This window comes from Nesterenkonia sp. HG001 (assembly GCF_034438835.1).
Taxonomy (GTDB): Bacteria; Actinomycetota; Actinomycetes; order Actinomycetales; family Micrococcaceae; genus Nesterenkonia; species Nesterenkonia xinjiangensis.
On the sequence record NZ_JAOSZD010000004.1, the window covers coordinates 172,057 to 189,099 of the forward strand.

Here is a 17,043-nt window from a genome sequence, read left to right on the forward strand (position 1 = left end):
GTCGCATCGGCTGAGTCGGGTTCGTCAGCAGGTGCGGTCAGCCGGGGCAGATCCAGCAGGTCAGTCGAGGATGTCCCGGGCTCCGGTGAGGAACTCCTCGAGCAGCGGCCCGTTGGTGGAGGAGCCGAACTCGCCCTCGTCCACGAAGATCGCCACCGCCAGATCGCCCTGGAAGGCGATCACCCAGGTGTGGGCGTACACGTCATCGCCGTCCCCGGCCTGCGCGGTGCCGGTCTTCGCGTAGATGTGCTCACCGGGGACGTCGACCAGCCCGGAGAGGGTGCCGTACTCGATGGTGTCGTGCATCAGGGTGCGCAAGTCCTCGGCCTCGTCCTCGGTGAGGCCGGACTCCTCAGCCGACTCCTCGGACTCCGCCGCGGGGCCCGCCAGATACGGGTGGACGGTCTCTCCGGCGGCCACAGAGGCTGCCACCGTGGCCATGCCCAGGGCAGAGGCCTCGACCACTCCCTGACCGAAGAGGTTCGCCGCGTGCAGGTTCAGCTCAGAGTCGTCCGGGATGCTGCCGAAACGGCTGGCCAGTCCGATCCCCTGGCTCTCGTCGTCGAGTCCGAGGTCGAAGGCGGCCTCCTGCAGCTCGGCGGATGAGACGTCGTCCCACGCGTTGACGAACAGAGTGTTGCAGGAGGTGGCGACCGCCTCGTCGAACTCCACCGAACCGGTGTGCTCGGCGGGGAAGCCTTCGTAGTTGCGGAAGACCTGACCGTGGACCTGGGCTGAGCCGGGGCACTCGACCGTGGAGTCGGGGGTGAGGCCGTCACGCAGCATCGCCAGGGAGGAGACGACTTTGAAGCTCGAGCCCGGTGCGTAGGTCGACTGGGTGGCGGTGGAGACCCAGGCGTCCTCCGGGTGGTGATCGGCGGCGGCCAGGATCCCGCCGTCGGAGGGACGGATGGCGACCAGGGAGGCGATGGAGTCCTCGACGCCGTCGACGACGTCCTGCGCGAGGTTCTGCAGTCGGGGGTTCAGCCCGGTGTCCAGGTCCTCGCCGGCCACCGGCTCGGTGGAGAAGAGCGTTTCGCCATCCATATGGATGCGCAGGCCGGGGGAGCCGCGAAGCGACTCCTCGTAGGCCGCCTGGAGCCCGGAGGTACCGATCGTGTCCCCCGCGCTGAGGGTGGGATCCTCCTCCAGATGTTCGGCGGTCACCGGACCGACGCGGCCCAGCAGCATCGGCGCGAAGTCGGCCGACTCCGCCAGCGGCAGCTGGTCGTCGGCGATATGGACCCCCGGAATGTCGGCGAGGTCGGAGGCGGTCACCTCGTCGGAGTCGCGCCGATGCACGATGGCCTCCACGAACGCCTGGTCTCCGTGGGCGACCACGCGGTCCGCATAGGTCTCGGCGTCGATGCCGAGCACCTCGGCCAGCTGCTCGGCGGCATCGCGCTGGGTGTCCTCCTCGGGGGCCTCCTCGCCGGTGGCGAGCTGGGACTTGTCGATGCCGATGCGCACCACGTCCCGGTTGTAGACCATCGCGCGGCCGGCGTCGTCCATGATCCTGCCGCGCTCTGCGGGCACCGTGGAGATGCCGATGCCCTCGTGCCCTGAATAGCCGGGCAGGACGATCTCGGAGTCGGGCTCCAGCCGCCACTGCTCCGCTTCAGCGTCATAGGTGAACTCGGCCCGGGTCTCGTAGCTCCAGGTCTCCTCATCCAGCCCGAGGTCCTCCAGGTTCCAGGAGTGCTCCAGGTCCACTGCGGCGCTGGGCGGACGGGGGGAATCCTCCGGGGGATCCTCCACGGCGATCTCGCCGACGGTGACCTCCGGGGCCAGGTCGCCGAAGGGGGCGTGGAGGGTGGCCACGGCGTCGTCGAGCTCCTGGGCCCCGGCGTCGGTGCGCACGGCGACCTCGGAGAAGTCTCCGGTCTGCAGCGCGGAGGCCAGCGCCTCTGCCTGGGACTCAGGGGTGGGGCGCGCGTCTCCGCAGCCGGTGAGCAGCGCCAGCGTACCGGCGGCCACCACGCTCAGACTGAGCAGGCGACGAGGGTGCGAGGTGAACGGCATGGGCACCAGTATGCCTGGCCTCTGTGACACGAAGGGTGCTGACGTGCGGGGTGGAGTCGAGCTTTCGTGGTGGTGTCAGCTCCTGTCCCGGAAGGCCGCGGCGGCCGCCTCGGCGAACTCCTGCATCGAGCGGAATTCGGCGCCGTAGCTCCAGCCTTCCGCGGGTTCCGGCGTCGCGCCCCAGCCGGGGCGATCGTGGCGCCGGTTGATCCACACCGAGTCCAGCGCGTGACGGCGTGCCGGGACATGGTCGTGGAACAGGCTCTGGGCCACATGCAGCAGCTCTGACCGAAGTGTTCCCCGACCATCGAGCCACGCCTCCAGCGACTCGAAAGGGGGCGCGGCCGGCTTGTAGGCGCCCACGTCCTCGGCGGTGATGATCGCCGCGAAGTCGCCGCGGAGGTGCCGGTTGCTGCCGGCGAAGCCGGCGCGGTGCACGTTGGAGAGGATGACCAGGTCGTAGTGGCGGCGCAGGGACGCGAGCGCGGCGGCCGAGTCGGGAAACATCGGCCAGTTCGGGACTGAGTCACCGAGCCGCTGCGCCCAGGAGTCGCTGACCGCCGTGCCCAGGTGACGGCCGGTGCGGCGGAAGGCCTCGGCGAGCACCTGCGGGTAGAGCCAGGAGGGGTGTTCCCGCATGATGGCGGCCTCCTGGGCCGAGTACGCCGTCAGAAGCTCCTCGGTGTCGAGTTCGAGGCCCTGCTCCTGCGCCCAGGGGGCCAGCACGGAGGAGAGCCCGGCCTCCCAGTCGATGAGCGTGCCGTAGCAGTCGAAGCTGAGGGTCGTGTAGGCGGTCAGATCCTTCATGGGCTCTCCTCGTGGTCGGCTGTGCGGCTCAATCTACCGATCATGGGGTCAGCCGGATCGCAGCCGCACCCGCACCGCCGCCGCGGCGCAGAGCACCACGGCCAGGCCGCCCACCATCGTGGTCAGGGTGATCCGTTCTCCCAGCAGCACGGTGGCCCAGATCAGGGTCATCACCGGCTGGGTGAGCTGGATCTGGCTGACCTGGGCGATCGGCCCGATGGCCAGCCCGCGGTACCAGGCGAAGAAGCCCAGGAACATGCTGACCACCGCGAGGTAGCCGAAGCTGGCCCACTGAGCGGGGGAGGCCTGTGGCACCTGGCCGTCCAGGCTGAGGGCCGTCAGCAGGATCGTCACGGGCAGGGCCGCCACCAGCGCCCAGGAGATCGTCTGCCAGGCCCCCAGCTCGCGTGCCAGCAGACCGCCCTCGGCGTAGCCGAACGCCGCGGTGACCACCGCGGCGAAGAAGAGCAGGTCGGTCCAGTGCAGGGACCCCACCCCGCCATGGACTGAGGCGAAGGCGACGGCGGCCGCCGCTCCGCCGCTGGTGGCCGTCCAGAACAGCGGCCCGGGGCGCTCCCCGGTCCGCACGACGGCGACCACGGCGGTGGCCGCGGGCAGCACCGCGATGACCACCGCCCCATGGTTCGCGGTCGCGGTGGTCAGCGCCAGGGAGGTCAGCACGGGGAATCCCAGGACGATGCCCAGCGCGACGATGCCCAGCCGGAGCCACTGCCGCCCCTGGGGCAGTCGCTGACGGGCGAGCAGCAGGGCCGAGCCTGCCAGGAACCCGGCGACGACGGCCCGTCCGGCCCCGACGAAGAGCGGGTCGAGACCGCCACCGGTGGCTCCCTCGGTGACGGCGATGCGGGTCAGCGGGACCGTGAAGGAGAAGGCCACGACGCCGAGAAGCCCCCACCAGACGCCCGAGGGTGGTGTGAGGAGCGGTAGCGGTTCCCCAATTGTGACAGTATCGCTACTATGTTCTTTCATGACAGATAGTAGCACTCGTGTGGAGGAGCACCTGCGGCGCTGGATGGCGTCGGCGCCCCCTGGCAGCCGGCTGCCCAGCAGCCGTGCGCTAGTCGCCCACCTGCACGTCAGCCCGGTCACGGTGCAGAGCGCCGTCGGACGCCTGGCCGCTCTGGGCCTGGTGGAGAGCCGACCCGGTGCGGGGACCTTCCTCCGTGGCACAGGCCCCCGCACGGCCAGCGACCACCGCTGGCAGACCGCCGCGCTGGCGCTGACCGGGGGAGAGCCCCGCGGCCTCCCCGCGGCCCTGCGACCTGCCGCCGAGGGCAGGATCGCCCTGCACGCCGCCTACCCTGAACCGGATCTGCTGCCCCGGCGCCTGCTGCAGTCGGCCTGGTCCCGGGTCGGCCGGACAGAGTCGGCGCTGCGACGACCCCCGGCCGCGGGGCTTCCGGAGCTGCGCTCATGGTTCGCGCAGGCGATCGGCGGGAGCGCAGGCACGGGGGCGCCGTCGTCGACCGACGTCACCATCGTGCCCGGGAGCCAGAGCGGACTGGCCGCCACCTTCGGCGCGCTCGTCGGCGCAGGCCGTCCGATCCTCATGGAGTCCCCGACCTATTGGGGAGCGATCCTCGCCGCCCGGCACATCGGCGCCCGCATCGTCGCCGTGCCGACCGGCCCGCAGGGGCCGGATCCCGATCAGGTGCGGATGGCCTTCGAAGAGACCGGCGCCCGCACCTTCTACGCGCAGCCGGCCTGGGCGAACCCCACCGGCTCCTGCTGGGCCCCGGACCGGGCGCGCGCGATCATGGAGATCGTCAGATCCCGGGGCGCCTTCCTCATCGAGGACGACTACGCCCGTGACTTCGGGATCGCTCCCGGCCCGGAGCCCCTGGCCGCCGACGACCCCGACGGGCACGTCGTGCACCTGCGCTCGCTCACCAAGAGCGTCTCACCCTCGGTGCGGGTGGCGGCGGTGATCGCCCGCGGGCCGGCCCGGGCCCGCATCCAAGGAGCCTGCCAGGCAGAGTCGATGTACGTCAGCGCCGCCCTGCAGGAGGTGGCGATGGAAGTGGTCACCCGCCCGGCCTGGAAGACGCATCTGCGGCATCTGCGCGGGGAGCTGGAGCAGCGCCGGGACGCGATGGTCCAGGCGGTCCATCAGCACATCCCCGAGGCCCGGCTGGAGACGATCCCCACCGGAGGCCTGCATCTGTGGCTGCAGCTGCCGGAGCTCGGCGACATGCCTGACTTCATCGCGGCCTGCGAGGCCCGCGGCGTCGTCGTCGCCGGGGGCGACGAGTGGTTCCCCGCCGAACCGGCGGGCAGCCATCTGCGGCTCAGCTACTCGGGGCCGCAGCCCGAGGAGCACCCGGAGGCGGTGCGGCGCATCGGAGAGGCGCTGCGGGAACGCCTCGAGGCGCAGGGCTGACGGCTCACACCGCCAGCCGGTAGCCGCGCTTGACCACCGTGGTCACCACTCCGGAGGCGGGCAGCGCCTTGCGCAGACGCGAGACCCACATCTCCAGGGCATGCTCGGAGTCACAGTGGCCCAGCACCTGCAGCAGATGCTCCCGGGAGAGCACCGCGCCTTCGGCCTTGACCAGCGCGCGCATGAGCGCGAGGGGCCCTGGGGCCAGACGCACCGGCCGCTCGGTGACCTCCGGGAAGCGGACCTCGGAGCCACGCATCTCCACCGGGCCGTGGCGGGTCTCCAGGCGCAGCGTCTGATGCTCCTCGAGATGCTCGCAGACCAGCCGGATCATCGCGCCCAGCCGCCAGCGCTGGGGTGTGATCGGCCGGACTCCGGACTCGTGCAGCGGTGCGGCCGTCACGTCCCCGACGGCGGCGGAGACGACGTCCGAGCGGAACGCCTCCAGCAGGGCGGCCGCCCTGCCGTACTGATGGGCGACCTCCAGGAACGCGTCCACCGCGGGAGCTGCGGTGAAGGTGACGATGTCCAGCTGCCGTTCGATGACGGCGTCGATCATCCGCAGCAGCGCGGAGTCCTCCTCCGGCTTCGCCCAGGCGTAGGGCATGACCGTGATCACCCGCGCGCCCGCCGACTCGATGCGGGCGATCTGCTCGTGGTCGGTGCGGCCGTGCAGCTGGAACGCCACGGTCTTCCCGGTGAGGTCCCGGGCCAGCAGCATGTCGATCACCGTGGCGGTGCGCTCGTCGTCGGCGGCGCCGTCGTCGTCGAGCCCGGCGGCTCGCACTGCGCCGCGCGCCTTGGGTCCGCGCACCAGGATGCTGGAGCCCTCCAGGGCTTCGTGGAGCTCGGTGCCCAGACCGTAGGCGTCGGCGGCCTCGGCCCACCGGCGCATTCCGTAGGCGGTGGTGATGATCGTGTGATCGGGACGCGCCTCGGTCACCAGTCGGGTGTCCCGCTGCAGCGTCACCGATTCGGTCATCGGTGCGATGCGCAGCGCCGGGGCATGCATGACCTCCGCGCCACGCCGCTCGAAGGCGGAGATCAGGTCCTCGCTGCGGCGGTCCGAGGTCACGCCGATGCGGAAGCCGGCCAGCGTCTGCGGCAGTGCGGAGGCCGCCGGCAGCGCAGGGGAGGAGGCGCTGGCGGCAGAGGAGGTGCTCGCGGCAGAGGAGGTGCTGGCGGCAGGGGAGGTCCGCGGTGTGGGCCTGACCTCGGCGGAGGCTGGAGTGCTGGCGTCCGGACTCACCGCACGGCCCCCGCGAGTGTGCGGATGCGCTGCACGCCGTCCTCGCTGACGTGCATCGGCTCCGGGCCCCGCCGGGCGGCCTCCCCGGTGTCGGGCTCCACGGCGGCCAGCCGGACCACCTCCCCGATCACCAGCACCGCCGGGGAGCTGATCCGTGCCGCGGCGGCGACGCCCAGGACCTCACCCAGCGGCGCGATCGTGACGCGCTGCTCGGCGCTGAAGCCCTTCTCCACGATGCCCACCGGGACGCCGTCGGCCATTCCGTGGCGGCGCAGGCCGGTGACCGTGTGGCCCAGGGTGCCCACGCCCATCAGGATCACCGCGGTGCCCCCGACGCCGACCAGTCCGGCCAGCTCCTCCTCGCTGAGCAGGTCATGGCCGGAGATCACGGTGAACGCCTTGGAGACGCCGCGCGCGGTCACCGGAATGCCGGCGGCCGCGGGCACGGCGATGGCCGAGGAGATCCCCGGGACCACGGTGACCGGAACGTGGGCCTCGCGGCAGGCGGCGACCTCTTCGCAGCCGCGCCCGAAGACGAACGGGTCCCCGCCCTTAAGACGCACCACCGTCTTCCCGGCCTGCGCAGAGTCGATCATCATCTCGTGGATGGTCTCCTGCGGAACCCGGTGATGTCCAGGGCGTTTGCCGACGTCGACCAGCTCCGCACGGGGGGACCAGCTGAGGAGATCATCGGTGGGTGCCAACCGGTCGAAGTAGACGACGTCGGCGGTGGCCAGCGCATCACGGGCGCGGACCGTCATCAGGTCCGCGGCACCTGGTCCGCCGCCGACCAGGGTCACCGAGCCGATGGCGGCAGCGGCGCTCATGACGGCACCCCTGCCGGTGTGACGTCGGCCCGGGCGACGTCCGTCCGGCTGAGCGCGAAGCTCTCACGGACCGGGATGCGCGGGCCGGAGAGCAGCACCGGGCCCTCCCCGGCGGCCGCTGCGACACGTTCCTCCTCGGTGGCCGGACGGCGCTGGTCGCGCTCGAGCACGTAGGCCAGCCCGGTGTCGGGGGCGTCCGGGGCGTTGACGAAGCTGCGGAAGCGCCGCAGCTTCTCCGGATCGCGCAGAGTGGCCGCCCATTCGTCCTCATAGCGGTCCACGTGCGTCGCCATGGCGGCCTCGAGGTCCTCGGCCACGCCCAGGGTGTCCTTCACCACGACGTCGTGGATGTGCTCCACCCCGCCGGGCAGCTCCTCCATCCACCGGGCGGTGCGCTGGAGCCTGTCGGCGGTGCGCACGTAGTAGATGATGTAGCGGTCGATGTAGCGCAGCAGGGTCTCATCGTCCAGGTCCTTGGCCAGCAGCTCGGCGTGGGCGGGGGTGGCGCCGCCGTTTCCTCCGACGTACAGGTTCCAGCCCTCGGAGGTGGCGATGACGCCGACGTCCTTGCCGCGGGCCTCGGCGCACTCGCGGGCGCAGCCGGAGACTCCGAACTTCAGCTTGTGCGGGGAGCGCAGCCCGCGGTACCGCATCTCCAGCTCGATGGCCATCGCCACGGAGTCCTGGACGCCGTAGCGGCACCAGGTGGAGCCTACGCAGGACTTCACGTTGCGCAGCGCCTTGCCGTAGGCCTGCCCGGACTCGAAGCCCGCGTCGACCAGCTTCCGCCAGATCATCGGCAGCTGCTCCAGGCGGGCACCGAACATGTCGATGCGCTGGGCGCCGGTGATCTTGGTGTAGAGGTCGAACTCCTGGGCGACCTCGGCGATGGCGGCGAGTTTGGCCGGGGTGATCTCCCCGGCGGGCACGCGGGGCACCACCGAGTAGGTGCCGTCCTTCTGCATGTTCGCCAGGGCTCGGTCGTTGGTGTCCTGCAGGGCGCCGCGGCCGCCGTCGAGGATGTACTCGTCGTGCTGGGCGGCCAGCACCGAGGCGATGACGGGCTTGCAGATGTCGCAGCCGAAGTTCACGCTCGGATCGGCCGGAGTGCCGAAGCGTTCGATGATCTCGGTGAAGGAGGACAGCCCGGTGGCCTGAACCGCCTCGAAGAGCTCGGCGCGGGAGAGGTCGAAGTGCTCGCACAGGGCGTGGGAGACCTCCATCCCCTGGGCGACCATCTCCTTCTCCATGATCTTCTTCGCCATCGGCAGGCAGGAGCCGCACTGGGTGCCGACCTTGGTGCACTTCTTCAGCGCACCGATGTCCGCGCACGGCGGGGTGGCGCCGTCGCCGGCCACGGCCTTCCGGAGGGTCCCGGCGCAGATGTCCTTGCAGGAGCACACCTGGGCGTCGTCGGGCAGCTCCAGTTCGGCGACGTCGCCGCCGGCCGCGGAGAGGAAGGCGCCCGGCTCGGCGGGAAGCTCACGGCCCAGCAGCGGACGCAGCGAGGAGTAGGGAGAGGCGTCGCCGACGAAGATGCCGCCCAGCAGGGTCCTGGCGTCATCGGAGACGACCAGCTTCTGGTAGACGCCGTCCGCGGGGTCGGCGTAGACGACCTCCAGGGCTCCCTCGGTCTCGGCGAAGCCGTCGCCGAAGGAGGCCACGTCCATGCCGGCGAGCTTGAGCTTCGCGGCGGTGTCGAATCCGTCGAACTCAGCGGCCCCTCCGGCCAGCCGATCCGCGACCACCTCTGCCATCGCGTTGGCCGGGGCCACCAGGCCCATGCAGATGTCCTCGAAGCAGGCGACCTCACCGATGGCCCACACATGATCCGCCGACGTCGCGCAGGTGGCGTCGATGACCGCGCCCCCGCGGGAGCCGAGCTGCAGCCCGGCATCCCGGGCGAGCTCGTCACGGGCGGTGATCCCGATGGCGGCGACGATCAGGTCCGCCTCCACGGTGTCCAGGGTGGGGAAGGTCAGGGCGTAGCGGGGCTGGGCTGATCCTGCGCCCGGGGCAGCGGACGTCTCGGCGGCCGCGTCACGGATCTCCAGGCCGGCGGGGCGCTCGCCGCAGTGGAGGTCGTAGCCCTCCTTCTCCAAGAGTCGGTTCAGGGTGCGGCCGCCGAACTCGTCGAGCTGGGCGTTCATCAGCCAGCGCTTGGAGTGCACCACGGTGACCTCGGCGCCCAGGCCCTTGAGCCCTCCGGCGGCCTCCAGGCCCAGCAGTCCGCCGCCGATGACCGCGCACTTCGGGGTGCGTCCCAGTTCGACGCCGAGCTCGGCCACGCGCAGTCGCAGCCAGTCGACGTCGTCGAGGGTGCGGTAGACCGCGATCTGCTCGGCGCCCTCTAGCCCGGGGCGTGGTGCCGACGACCCGGTGGCCAGGACGAGCTCGTCGTAGCCGAGGGTTTCGCCGTCGGCGGTGGTGATGGTCTGGGCCGCGGTGTCCAGGCCGGTGACGGCCCGGGAGGTGTGCAGCGTGAGGCTCGGGGACTCCCACAGGCCGGGTTCGCCGAGGAGGAGGTCGTCGTCGGTGGCGAAGCGCTTGGAGAGGCCCACCCGGTCATAGGGGGGAAGCGCCTCCTCGGTGAAGACGCTGATCCGTGTGCCGGGGAGCTCCCGGGAGACGAGGGCTTCGGTCAGCCGGTGGGCCGCTGGGCCGCCTCCGACGATGACGATGTGCCGCGGGGCGGCGTCGGTCGGGTTCGGGCTCGCTGTGCTGGGTGCAGACATGGATCCTCACCTTGCCGGTCGTGAGGAGCGCAGCGGGTGCACGGCGCTCCAGGGTGGTCCCAGCCTAGGGAGGCGCGATTTCCCCGCCGTATCGCCTTTGTAAAGCCAGTATGTCGGGGTGTTCAGTGACCGAGAGGCCGCTGCTGAAGCCCTTTTCACCACCTGGAAACATGCGCGCACGATGAGGGAAACCCTGTGCGCCTAGCGTGGAGCCATGACTACAGCACTGCACCTCACCGAAGAGCAGGCCCAGCGGCTCGGCACGGCCGGGGGACAGGCGCCCGAGGACCGTCCTCATGCGGTCTGCCGGCTCGGGGACCTCGAGCCGCTGTGGGGTGAGGCGGCGCTGGTCGACGGTGCGCAGGTCGCGTTGATCCGCGTGCCAGGGGACCACGTCTACGCCGTCTCCCAATGGGACCCGGTCGCAAAGGCCCACGTGATGGCGCGTGGGATCGTGGGCACCAAGGGCGGGCGCCCGACGCTCGCGTCACCGATCCACAAGCAGGTCTACGACCTCGAGACGGGGCGGTGTCTGAGCGAGGACGGGTTCGCGCTGAGTGTCTTCGCGGTCGCCGTCGATGCCGAGGGACTCGTCCACGTCACGGCCTGAGTCGTGCCGGGGCTCCGCCCTCCCCTCCGGCCCTCCTGGCGCGGTTCGCCGACATCCGGCGACGTTCGGCCGATTCTGACCAGACAACGACGTTCGGCCGTTTCTTCCCCTCCAGAGGCGCGCTGATGCGCTTTCGGAGGGGAAGAAACGGCCGAACAACGCGGGAGGGACATTCTGGCCGAGCCTTGGTGGGGCCGACCGTTCAGAGCACGAGCGTGAGGATCAGTGTGGCGGTGGACAGGGTGAGCATGCCCAGGCAGTTGATCCAGAACTCTGACTCCAGGAAACGGGCCTTCACGTGGGCGACGCCGGCCGCGATGAAGTAGGCGATCACGCCCACGTTCGCCGCGATGCCGACGCCGGGGAACCAGAACCCGGCGACGAGTCCGATGACGGCGAGGACCTTGACGTAGATGAGGACCCACCACCACTCACGGGGGAGGTTGACCCCGGTGAGGCATCGGGCGATGAAGGTGGCCGGTCTGAGTGACAGGAGCACATCACTGAGCACGACGGCCGCCAGCAGGGCTGCAGGCCACCACGGGGTCGATGCGATGACCATCGTTGTCCTCCCTCGAGAGCCGACACGTGGTGGCGGTCCCGGCCCGTACCGTGGGTATGGTGCGGACGATACCAGCGCACGGGGTGCGGCAGGGATGCCTGCCGAACCCTGCACGTGCTGACCTCACTCGCAGAGCGACGTTCGGCCGTTTCTTGCGCTCCAGAGGGTCGCTGACGCGCTTCCGAAAGGGAAGAATCGGCCGAACGTCATCGGGAAGGGGAAGAATCGGCCGAACGTGGTGTCTGGGACGACGGATGCTCAGACGACCGCGGGTTCGGCGGGCTCTGCCGCACTCTCCAACATCTTCTCGATGTTCCGGTGGCAGGTGCCGCAGCCGGTGCCGGCGCGGCAGGCGGCTCCGACCTCCTCCACGGTGGAGCAGCACGACGCCGCCTCCTCCACCTGGCGAGCGGTCGCCCCAGAGCACCGGCACAGCACGTCGTCGGGACCGAGCTCGGCCTCCTTGGTGGCGTGCTCTGCGGCCAGCAGCGCCGTGCGGTCGGCCACCGGCAGGGTGCCCCGGGTGCAGTGCAGCGCCAGCTCCGCGGCCGAGCGGGGCATGCCCACCGCGACGAATCCCAGCAGGCGCTCGTCTTCGGTGACGATCCGCAGGTACTGCCCGGCCTTGGGGTCGGACCAGGTGGACACGGTCGGGGACTCCGGATCCCAGGGGTCCACGGCGGTCTCCCCGGCGCAGGCCACCGAGAGGGTCCGCGACTTCACCAGGATCACATCCAGCTTCCGCGTCGTCGTCGTGCCCTCTTGCTGTGTGCTCGCATCCTCGGCCGCGGGCGGCATGGAACCGGCCAGGTCGACGGGCCGGCCGGCGGCATCACGTTCCACTGCGGCGGCCAGCTCCAGGTCTGTGCGGATCGCCTCCGCGGCGGCCTCGGCCTGCTCCCAGCCTGGGGCGATCAGCCCGCTGGGGTCACGGCCTTCGACGGCGGCGCAGTCGCCCACTGCGAAGACGTGGGGGTCCCCGGTGCTGCGGGACTGCCGGTCCACCGTGATGCCCCAGGCGGTGGGCAGCCCGGCGTCGTGGGCCAGGCCGTCACGTGGCCGCACCCCGGTGCAGGTGAGCAGCAGGGAAGTCTCGATCTTCTCGCCCAGGGAGGTGCGCACGGCCGAGAGCCGGCCGTCGTCGGCGACCACCGTGTTCACATCGCAGGCGGAGCGCACGTCCACCCCGGCGGTGAGCAGCTGGCGGCGCAGCAGCATCCCGGAGTCGGTGTCGATCTGACGGCCCATCGGCACGGTCCCGCGGTGCAGCAGGGTCACCGCGCCGCCGACCTCGGCGATCGCCAGGGCGGCCTCGACTCCGAGCACGCCGCCGCCGAGCACCACCACGGGCTCTCGGCGCTGCACGATCGTCAGGATCCGGCGGGCGTCGTCGAGGTCACGCAGCGCCATCACCCCGTCCGGGTAGCGCCGCGGCTCCTCGGGCTGCGCCTGCGGCGCGCGGGAGCGGCGCCCGGCAGAACGACCATTGGCCTTCATGGTCAGCTCGGCATCGATGTGTCCGTCGCGGCGCATCTCCAGCGTCATGCGCGGGGTGGTCGGCTCCGCGCCGGTGGCGAGGACCAGCTTGTCGTAGTGCAGAATGCCGCCGTCGTCGAGGGTGACGATGCGGGAGGCGGCGTGCACCGCGGTGGCGGTGACCCCGCAGCGCACCTCGACTCCGGCGGCGCGCAGCTCGGCCTCATCGGCCAGCGCCAGATCCTCCGGTGCCGCCCGCCCCACGCTGACATCGCCGATCTTGATGCGCTGATAGGCCGGGACGCATTCGGTGCCCACCACGGTCAGGCGCAGTCGGCTCGAGGCGACATGCCCGCTCAGCTCGTCGACCAGTCGGGCGGCCACCGGGCCGAAGCCCAGCACCACCACATGCGGGGCGGCATCGGGGCCGGATCCGGAGCGGGTGCCGGCGGGCAGGGAGGAGGTCGACGGGGACATCACGGGGTGGTCTCCTTCGAGGATGTGGTCTCGGACCGAGCAGCGCCGGGGGCGCCGGCCGGGCGAATCGTCACCGGGGTGTTCTTGAACTCGGGCATCCCGCTCTGCGGGTCGGTCAGCGCCCGGGTGAGCAGGTTCGCGGTGCCCTGCCCGGCGTAGTGGAAGGGCGCGAAGATCGTGTCGGTGCGGATTCCGGCGTCCCACACCACCCGGGCGGTCATCTCGCCCTGGGCGTTCGCGACGACGGCGTCGGTGCCCTCCTCGAGGCCGTGCTCCAGCGCCGTGGCGGGGTGGACGGCGATGGTCGCCTCCGGGTGGGCATCCAGCAGCGCCGCCACGCGTCGGGTCTGGGTGCCGGACTGATAGTGCTCCATGTGCCGCCCGGTGGTCAGCGTCAGCTCGCCGGGCGCCGGGGCCGGGGTGCGGCCCGGTGTGATGGCGGCCAGCCGGGCTCTGCCGTCCGCGTGGGCGAAGCGTTCCAGGAACATTCGGGAGGTGCCGATGATCGGCTCCCCGGTGAGGGAGGACTCCCCGCCGAGCAGCGCGGACGGGACCGGCCAATAGGCGGCGTGGCCGTCGTCGAGGAGCTGCCAGTCCAGCCCGGAGTAGTCTGCGGCCGCCCCCTCGGTGGCCTGCCGGATCTCCGCGAACACCTCGGCGGGCTCCACGGGGAAGGCGCTGGAGCAGCCGAGACGACGGGCCAACTCATGCCAGATCCACAGTTCGGAGCGTGGTCCTGAGTCCGGTGCGTCTGTGCCCGACCCCGCGGAGCTCGGTGCGCCCGACGGCGGCTCCACCAGCTTCCGGCGGCGCAGCACCCGTCCCTCCAGGTTGGTCATCGTGCCGTCCTCCTCGGCCCACTGCAGCACCGGCAGCACCACGTCAGCCTCCGCGGCGGTCTCGGAGAGGAAGAAGTCGGCGACCACCAGCAGCTCGAGCGCCCGCAGGTTCTCCACCACGCGGGCGGCGTCGGGGGCGGAGACGGCCACGTTGGAGCCATGGACGAGCAGCGCACGGACGCCGTCGTCGTGGCCCATGGTGTGCAGCAGCTGCGCGGCGGGCCTGCCGGGGCCCGGGAGTGCCTCGGGCTCCACACCCCAGATCCGCGCCATATGGGCGCGGTCGGCGGGGTCGGTGATGGAACGGATGCCGGGCAGCTGGTCGGTCTTCTGGCCCATCTCGCGCCCGCCCTGCCCGTTGCCCTGGCCGGTGAGGGTGCCGTAGCCGCCGGCGCGGGTGCCGGGCAGGCCGAGCAGCAGGGCGAGGCTGATCGCCGCGCGGGCGGTGTCGGTACCGTCCTTGTGCTGCTCCACCCCACGGCCGGTGAGGATGTACACCGGGTCGCCGCCGTTGCGCGCCGCGCGGGCGGCGTGGCCCAGCCGGCGGGCGATCAGGCGGATCTGATCCGCCCCGACTCCGGTGAGCGACTGGGCGCGCTCGGGCCACCACTGGGTGACCGAACGGCGGAAGGAGTCGAGCCCGCTGACCCGCTGCTGCAGGTAGTCGGCATCGGCCAGACCCTCCTCCAGGACAACCTGCGCCACGGAGAGCAGCAGCACCAGGTCCCCGCCCGGGGCGGGGGCGATGTGCAGGCCGCCGCCCTCAGCGGTCAGCTCGGCGGTGTTGCTGCGCCGCGGGTCCACCACGATCAGCCCGCCGGTGGCACGGGCGCCCTCCAGATGCTGGACGAAGGGCGGCATGGTGTCGGCGACGTTGGATCCCAGGAGCAGCACGGTGCAGGCGGAGTCCAGATCAGTGAGCGGGAACGGCAGGCCACGGTCCAGGCCGAAGGCCAGGGTGGAGGCTTTGGAGGCGGAGGACATGCAGAATCGGCCGTTGTAGTCGATCTGTGCGGTGCCCAGAGCCACGCGGGCGAACTTGCCCAGGGCATAGGTCTTCTCATTGGTCAGCCCGCCGGATCCGAAGACGCCGACGGCGTCAGCGCCGCGTTCGCCCTGGATGCGGCGGATCTCGGTGGCCACGTGCTCCAGCGCCTCGTCCCAGGAGGCTGGGTGCAGCTCGCCGTCCTCCCCGCGCAGCAGCGGGGAGGTGAGCCGGTCGTGACGGCGGGTCAGCAGCTCAGCGGCGGTGCTGCCCTTCCGGCAGAGCCGGCCCTTGTTGGTGGGGAAGGAGGCTCCCTCCACCGCGAAAGTGTCCGGCTCGCCGGGACGTTCGGTGACGGTCAGGTTCATGGCGCACTGCAGGGCGCAGTACGGGCAGTGCGTCTGCACGGTCCTGCGCTGCATGGTGCGGGTGTCCGCCGTCGTGGTCATCGGGGAAGCTCCTGCTCGATCAGCTGGGCTATGTCTGCCTGGCCGTGGGGTGCTCGGCCGCTCAGACGTTGGCCTTGGCGTAGATTGTGCCTGGTCGCATGTAAACGGCCCATGTCAGGAATGCAAAGCCGATGTACGCGGCGGCGAAGCACCAGAAGGCGACGTCGAAGGTGCCGGTGGCGTTGTGGGAGAAGTTGAGGATCTGCGGGATGGCGAACCCTCCGTAGCCCCCGACGGCGCCGATCAGGCCCAGCGCGGCCGAGGCCTTGCGCTCGTGGCCGACCCTGTCCTCAGGCTTGACGGAGAGCCGGAAGACCAGCGGGATCATCCGGTAGCTGGAGCCGTTGGCCACTCCGGTGAGGGTGAACAGCATCAGGAACAGCAGCAGGTAGAGCCAGAAGCTGGCCATCGGCAGGGTGAGCACGACGCCGGCGGTCACCACGGCCATGATGAGGAAGCAGACCACGGTGACCCGCGCGCCGCCGATGCGATCGGCGAGCCTGCCCCCGTAAGGCCGGGACAGCGAGCCGACCAGGGGACCCATGAACGCCAGCGAGAGCGCGGCCCCCAGGACCTGGAAGCTTGAGAACTCCGGGAAGGTCATGTTGATCAGGGTGGGGAACACCGAGCCGAAGCCCATGAAGGAACCGAAGGTGCCGATGTAGATCACCGCGATGACCCACATGTGCTTCTCCTTCAGCGTGGAGAGCGAGCCCTTGATGTCGTTCTTCGCGTGGGACAGGTTGTGCATGTACTTCCAGGCGCCCCAGGTGGCCAGCAGGATGAACGGGATCCAGAACAGCCCGGCCATGGGCAGGTTGGGCTGGAAGGTCCCGAAGGCGAAGGCGGTGACCACGATGGGCACGGTGAACTGGGCGACGGCGACTCCGAGGTTTCCGCCGGCGGCATTGACACCCAGTGCGGCGCCCTTCTCCTTAGCCGGGTAGAAGAAGGTGATGTTGGCCATCGAGCTGGCGAAGTTGCCCCCGCCGAAGCCGGCCGTGGCGGCGATGGCGAAGAGCACCCAGGTGGGGGTCTCCGGGTTGCCGAGGGTGAAGGCCATCGCGGTAGTGGGGATGAGCAGAAGAAGGCCGGAGACGATCGTCCAGTTCCGGCCGCCGAACAGGGCGACGGTGAAGCTGTAGGGCACGCGCAGAGTCGCGCCGACCAGCGGCGGCAGAGAGACCAGCCAGAACTGCTGGGAGGTGGTGAGGTCGAAGCCGACCTGCGGCAGGAACACCACGGTGACCGACCACAGCTGCCAGACGGCGAAGCCGAGGAACTCGCAGAACACCGACCAGATGAGGTTCAGCCGTGCCGTGACTCGGCCGGGACCTTCCCAGAACCTCACGTTCTCGGGCTGCCAGTTGGTGATCCACCGGCCGCGTTCCACGACCAGCCGGTCCTCGGGGCCGGTGCTGCCCTCCGCCGGGCGGGGCGGGGCGGCATCGGGTGCTCCGGGGCTGCGGCCTGTGTCGGCGAGCTCATGCTCGGCGTCGGTGGTGGGTCCGGTGCTGTAGGGCTGCGGGGTCATGATGTCCTGCTCTCCTCCGCGCAGTGGCGGGCACGTGATGGAACCTGCGGGGTCTCGTTCGGAGGGACGG

The 17,043-nt window shown here is 71.1% G+C and carries 12 protein-coding genes; 2 read left to right on the top strand and 10 right to left on the bottom strand.

The annotated features are described in order from the left end of the window. Positions 1 to 60 precede the first annotated feature (60 nt). The 3 genes from ODE13_RS08390 to ODE13_RS08400 form a co-directional block, all read right to left on the bottom strand. The gene (locus tag ODE13_RS08390; RefSeq protein ID WP_322478864.1) at positions 61 to 2,022 is read right to left on the bottom strand and encodes a penicillin-binding transpeptidase domain-containing protein; all 1,962 of its coding nucleotides are present in this window, start codon (positions 2,020 to 2,022) and stop codon (positions 61 to 63) included. A gap of 75 nt (positions 2,023 to 2,097) precedes the next feature. Further along, the gene (locus tag ODE13_RS08395) at positions 2,098 to 2,829 is read right to left on the bottom strand and encodes an HAD-IA family hydrolase (RefSeq protein ID WP_322478865.1); all 732 of its coding nucleotides are present in this window, start codon (positions 2,827 to 2,829) and stop codon (positions 2,098 to 2,100) included. Between the two features lie 48 nt (positions 2,830 to 2,877). Continuing rightward, positions 2,878 to 3,819 carry a DMT family transporter gene (locus ODE13_RS08400; protein WP_322478866.1) on the bottom strand — a complete coding sequence of 314 codons (942 nt, stop codon included), beginning with the start codon at positions 3,817 to 3,819 and terminating at the stop codon, positions 2,878 to 2,880. On the opposite strand from ODE13_RS08400, the gene ODE13_RS08405 reads away from it, so the two are divergent. Further along, positions 3,818 to 5,230, top strand: coding sequence for a PLP-dependent aminotransferase family protein (locus ODE13_RS08405; protein ID WP_322478867.1), 1,413 nt, complete (start codon positions 3,818 to 3,820; stop codon positions 5,228 to 5,230). The two genes, ODE13_RS08400 and ODE13_RS08405, sit on opposite strands and share 2 nt — an antisense overlap. 4 nt (positions 5,231 to 5,234) lie before the next feature. On the opposite strand, the gene ODE13_RS08410 is transcribed toward ODE13_RS08405, so the two are convergent. From ODE13_RS08410 to nirB, 3 genes are all read right to left on the bottom strand, one after another. Beyond that, on the bottom strand, positions 5,235 to 6,356 hold the full coding sequence (locus ODE13_RS08410) for a uroporphyrinogen-III synthase (protein WP_179543132.1): 1,122 nt from the start codon (positions 6,354 to 6,356) through the stop codon (positions 5,235 to 5,237). A gap of 119 nt (positions 6,357 to 6,475) precedes the next feature. Then, positions 6,476 to 7,306 carry a uroporphyrinogen-III C-methyltransferase gene (gene cobA / locus ODE13_RS08415; RefSeq protein WP_322478869.1) on the bottom strand — a complete coding sequence of 277 codons (831 nt, stop codon included), beginning with the start codon at positions 7,304 to 7,306 and terminating at the stop codon, positions 6,476 to 6,478. Further along, on the bottom strand, positions 7,303 to 10,041 hold the full coding sequence (gene nirB / locus ODE13_RS08420) for a nitrite reductase large subunit NirB (protein WP_322478870.1): 2,739 nt from the start codon (positions 10,039 to 10,041) through the stop codon (positions 7,303 to 7,305). Before nirB ends, cobA begins: the two co-directional genes overlap by 4 nt. A gap of 214 nt (positions 10,042 to 10,255) precedes the next feature. On the opposite strand from nirB, the gene nirD reads away from it, so the two are divergent. After that, entirely contained in the window at positions 10,256 to 10,651 is a 396-nt protein-coding gene (nirD, locus tag ODE13_RS08425; protein WP_179541869.1) for a nitrite reductase small subunit NirD, read from the top strand. A gap of 202 nt (positions 10,652 to 10,853) precedes the next feature. Here the strand turns inward: nirD and ODE13_RS08430 are convergent, their stop codons facing one another. From ODE13_RS08430 to ODE13_RS08445, 4 genes are all read right to left on the bottom strand, one after another. Further along, on the bottom strand, positions 10,854 to 11,213 hold the full coding sequence (locus ODE13_RS08430) for a DoxX family protein (protein WP_322478871.1): 360 nt from the start codon (positions 11,211 to 11,213) through the stop codon (positions 10,854 to 10,856). 258 nt (positions 11,214 to 11,471) lie between these two features. Continuing rightward, positions 11,472 to 13,166: an FAD-dependent oxidoreductase gene (locus tag ODE13_RS08435; RefSeq protein WP_322478872.1), complete on the bottom strand. Its 1,695-nt coding sequence runs from the start codon at positions 13,164 to 13,166 to the stop codon at positions 11,472 to 11,474. Further along, positions 13,166 to 15,439, bottom strand: coding sequence for a molybdopterin oxidoreductase family protein (locus tag ODE13_RS08440; RefSeq protein ID WP_322478873.1), 2,274 nt, complete (start codon positions 15,437 to 15,439; stop codon positions 13,166 to 13,168). Before ODE13_RS08440 ends, ODE13_RS08435 begins: the two co-directional genes overlap by 1 nt. A gap of 61 nt (positions 15,440 to 15,500) precedes the next feature. Further along, the gene (locus ODE13_RS08445; RefSeq protein ID WP_322478874.1) at positions 15,501 to 16,973 is read right to left on the bottom strand and encodes an MFS transporter; all 1,473 of its coding nucleotides are present in this window, start codon (positions 16,971 to 16,973) and stop codon (positions 15,501 to 15,503) included. Positions 16,974 to 17,043: the final 70 nt, after the last annotated feature.

Bases quoted from the DNA above. Each gene is read 5' to 3' on its own strand.
- ODE13_RS08390 (WP_322478864.1), bottom strand. From the start codon at position 2,022: ATGCCGTTCACCTCGCACCCTCGTCGCCTGCTCAGTCTGAGCGTGGTG.
- ODE13_RS08395 (WP_322478865.1), bottom strand. From the start codon at position 2,829: ATGAAGGATCTGACCGCCTACACGACCCTCAGCTTCGACTGCTACGGC.
- ODE13_RS08405 (WP_322478867.1), top strand. From the start codon at position 3,818: ATGACAGATAGTAGCACTCGTGTGGAGGAGCACCTGCGGCGCTGGATG.
- ODE13_RS08400 (WP_322478866.1), bottom strand. From the start codon at position 3,819: ATGAAAGAACATAGTAGCGATACTGTCACAATTGGGGAACCGCTACCG.
- cobA (WP_322478869.1), bottom strand. From the start codon at position 7,306: ATGAGCGCCGCTGCCGCCATCGGCTCGGTGACCCTGGTCGGCGGCGGA.
- nirB (WP_322478870.1), bottom strand. From the start codon at position 10,041: ATGTCTGCACCCAGCACAGCGAGCCCGAACCCGACCGACGCCGCCCCG.
- nirD (WP_179541869.1), top strand. From the start codon at position 10,256: ATGACTACAGCACTGCACCTCACCGAAGAGCAGGCCCAGCGGCTCGGC.
- ODE13_RS08430 (WP_322478871.1), bottom strand. From the start codon at position 11,213: ATGGTCATCGCATCGACCCCGTGGTGGCCTGCAGCCCTGCTGGCGGCC.
- ODE13_RS08435 (WP_322478872.1), bottom strand. From the start codon at position 13,166: ATGTCCCCGTCGACCTCCTCCCTGCCCGCCGGCACCCGCTCCGGATCC.
- ODE13_RS08440 (WP_322478873.1), bottom strand. From the start codon at position 15,439: ATGACCACGACGGCGGACACCCGCACCATGCAGCGCAGGACCGTGCAG.
- ODE13_RS08445 (WP_322478874.1), bottom strand. From the start codon at position 16,973: ATGACCCCGCAGCCCTACAGCACCGGACCCACCACCGACGCCGAGCAT.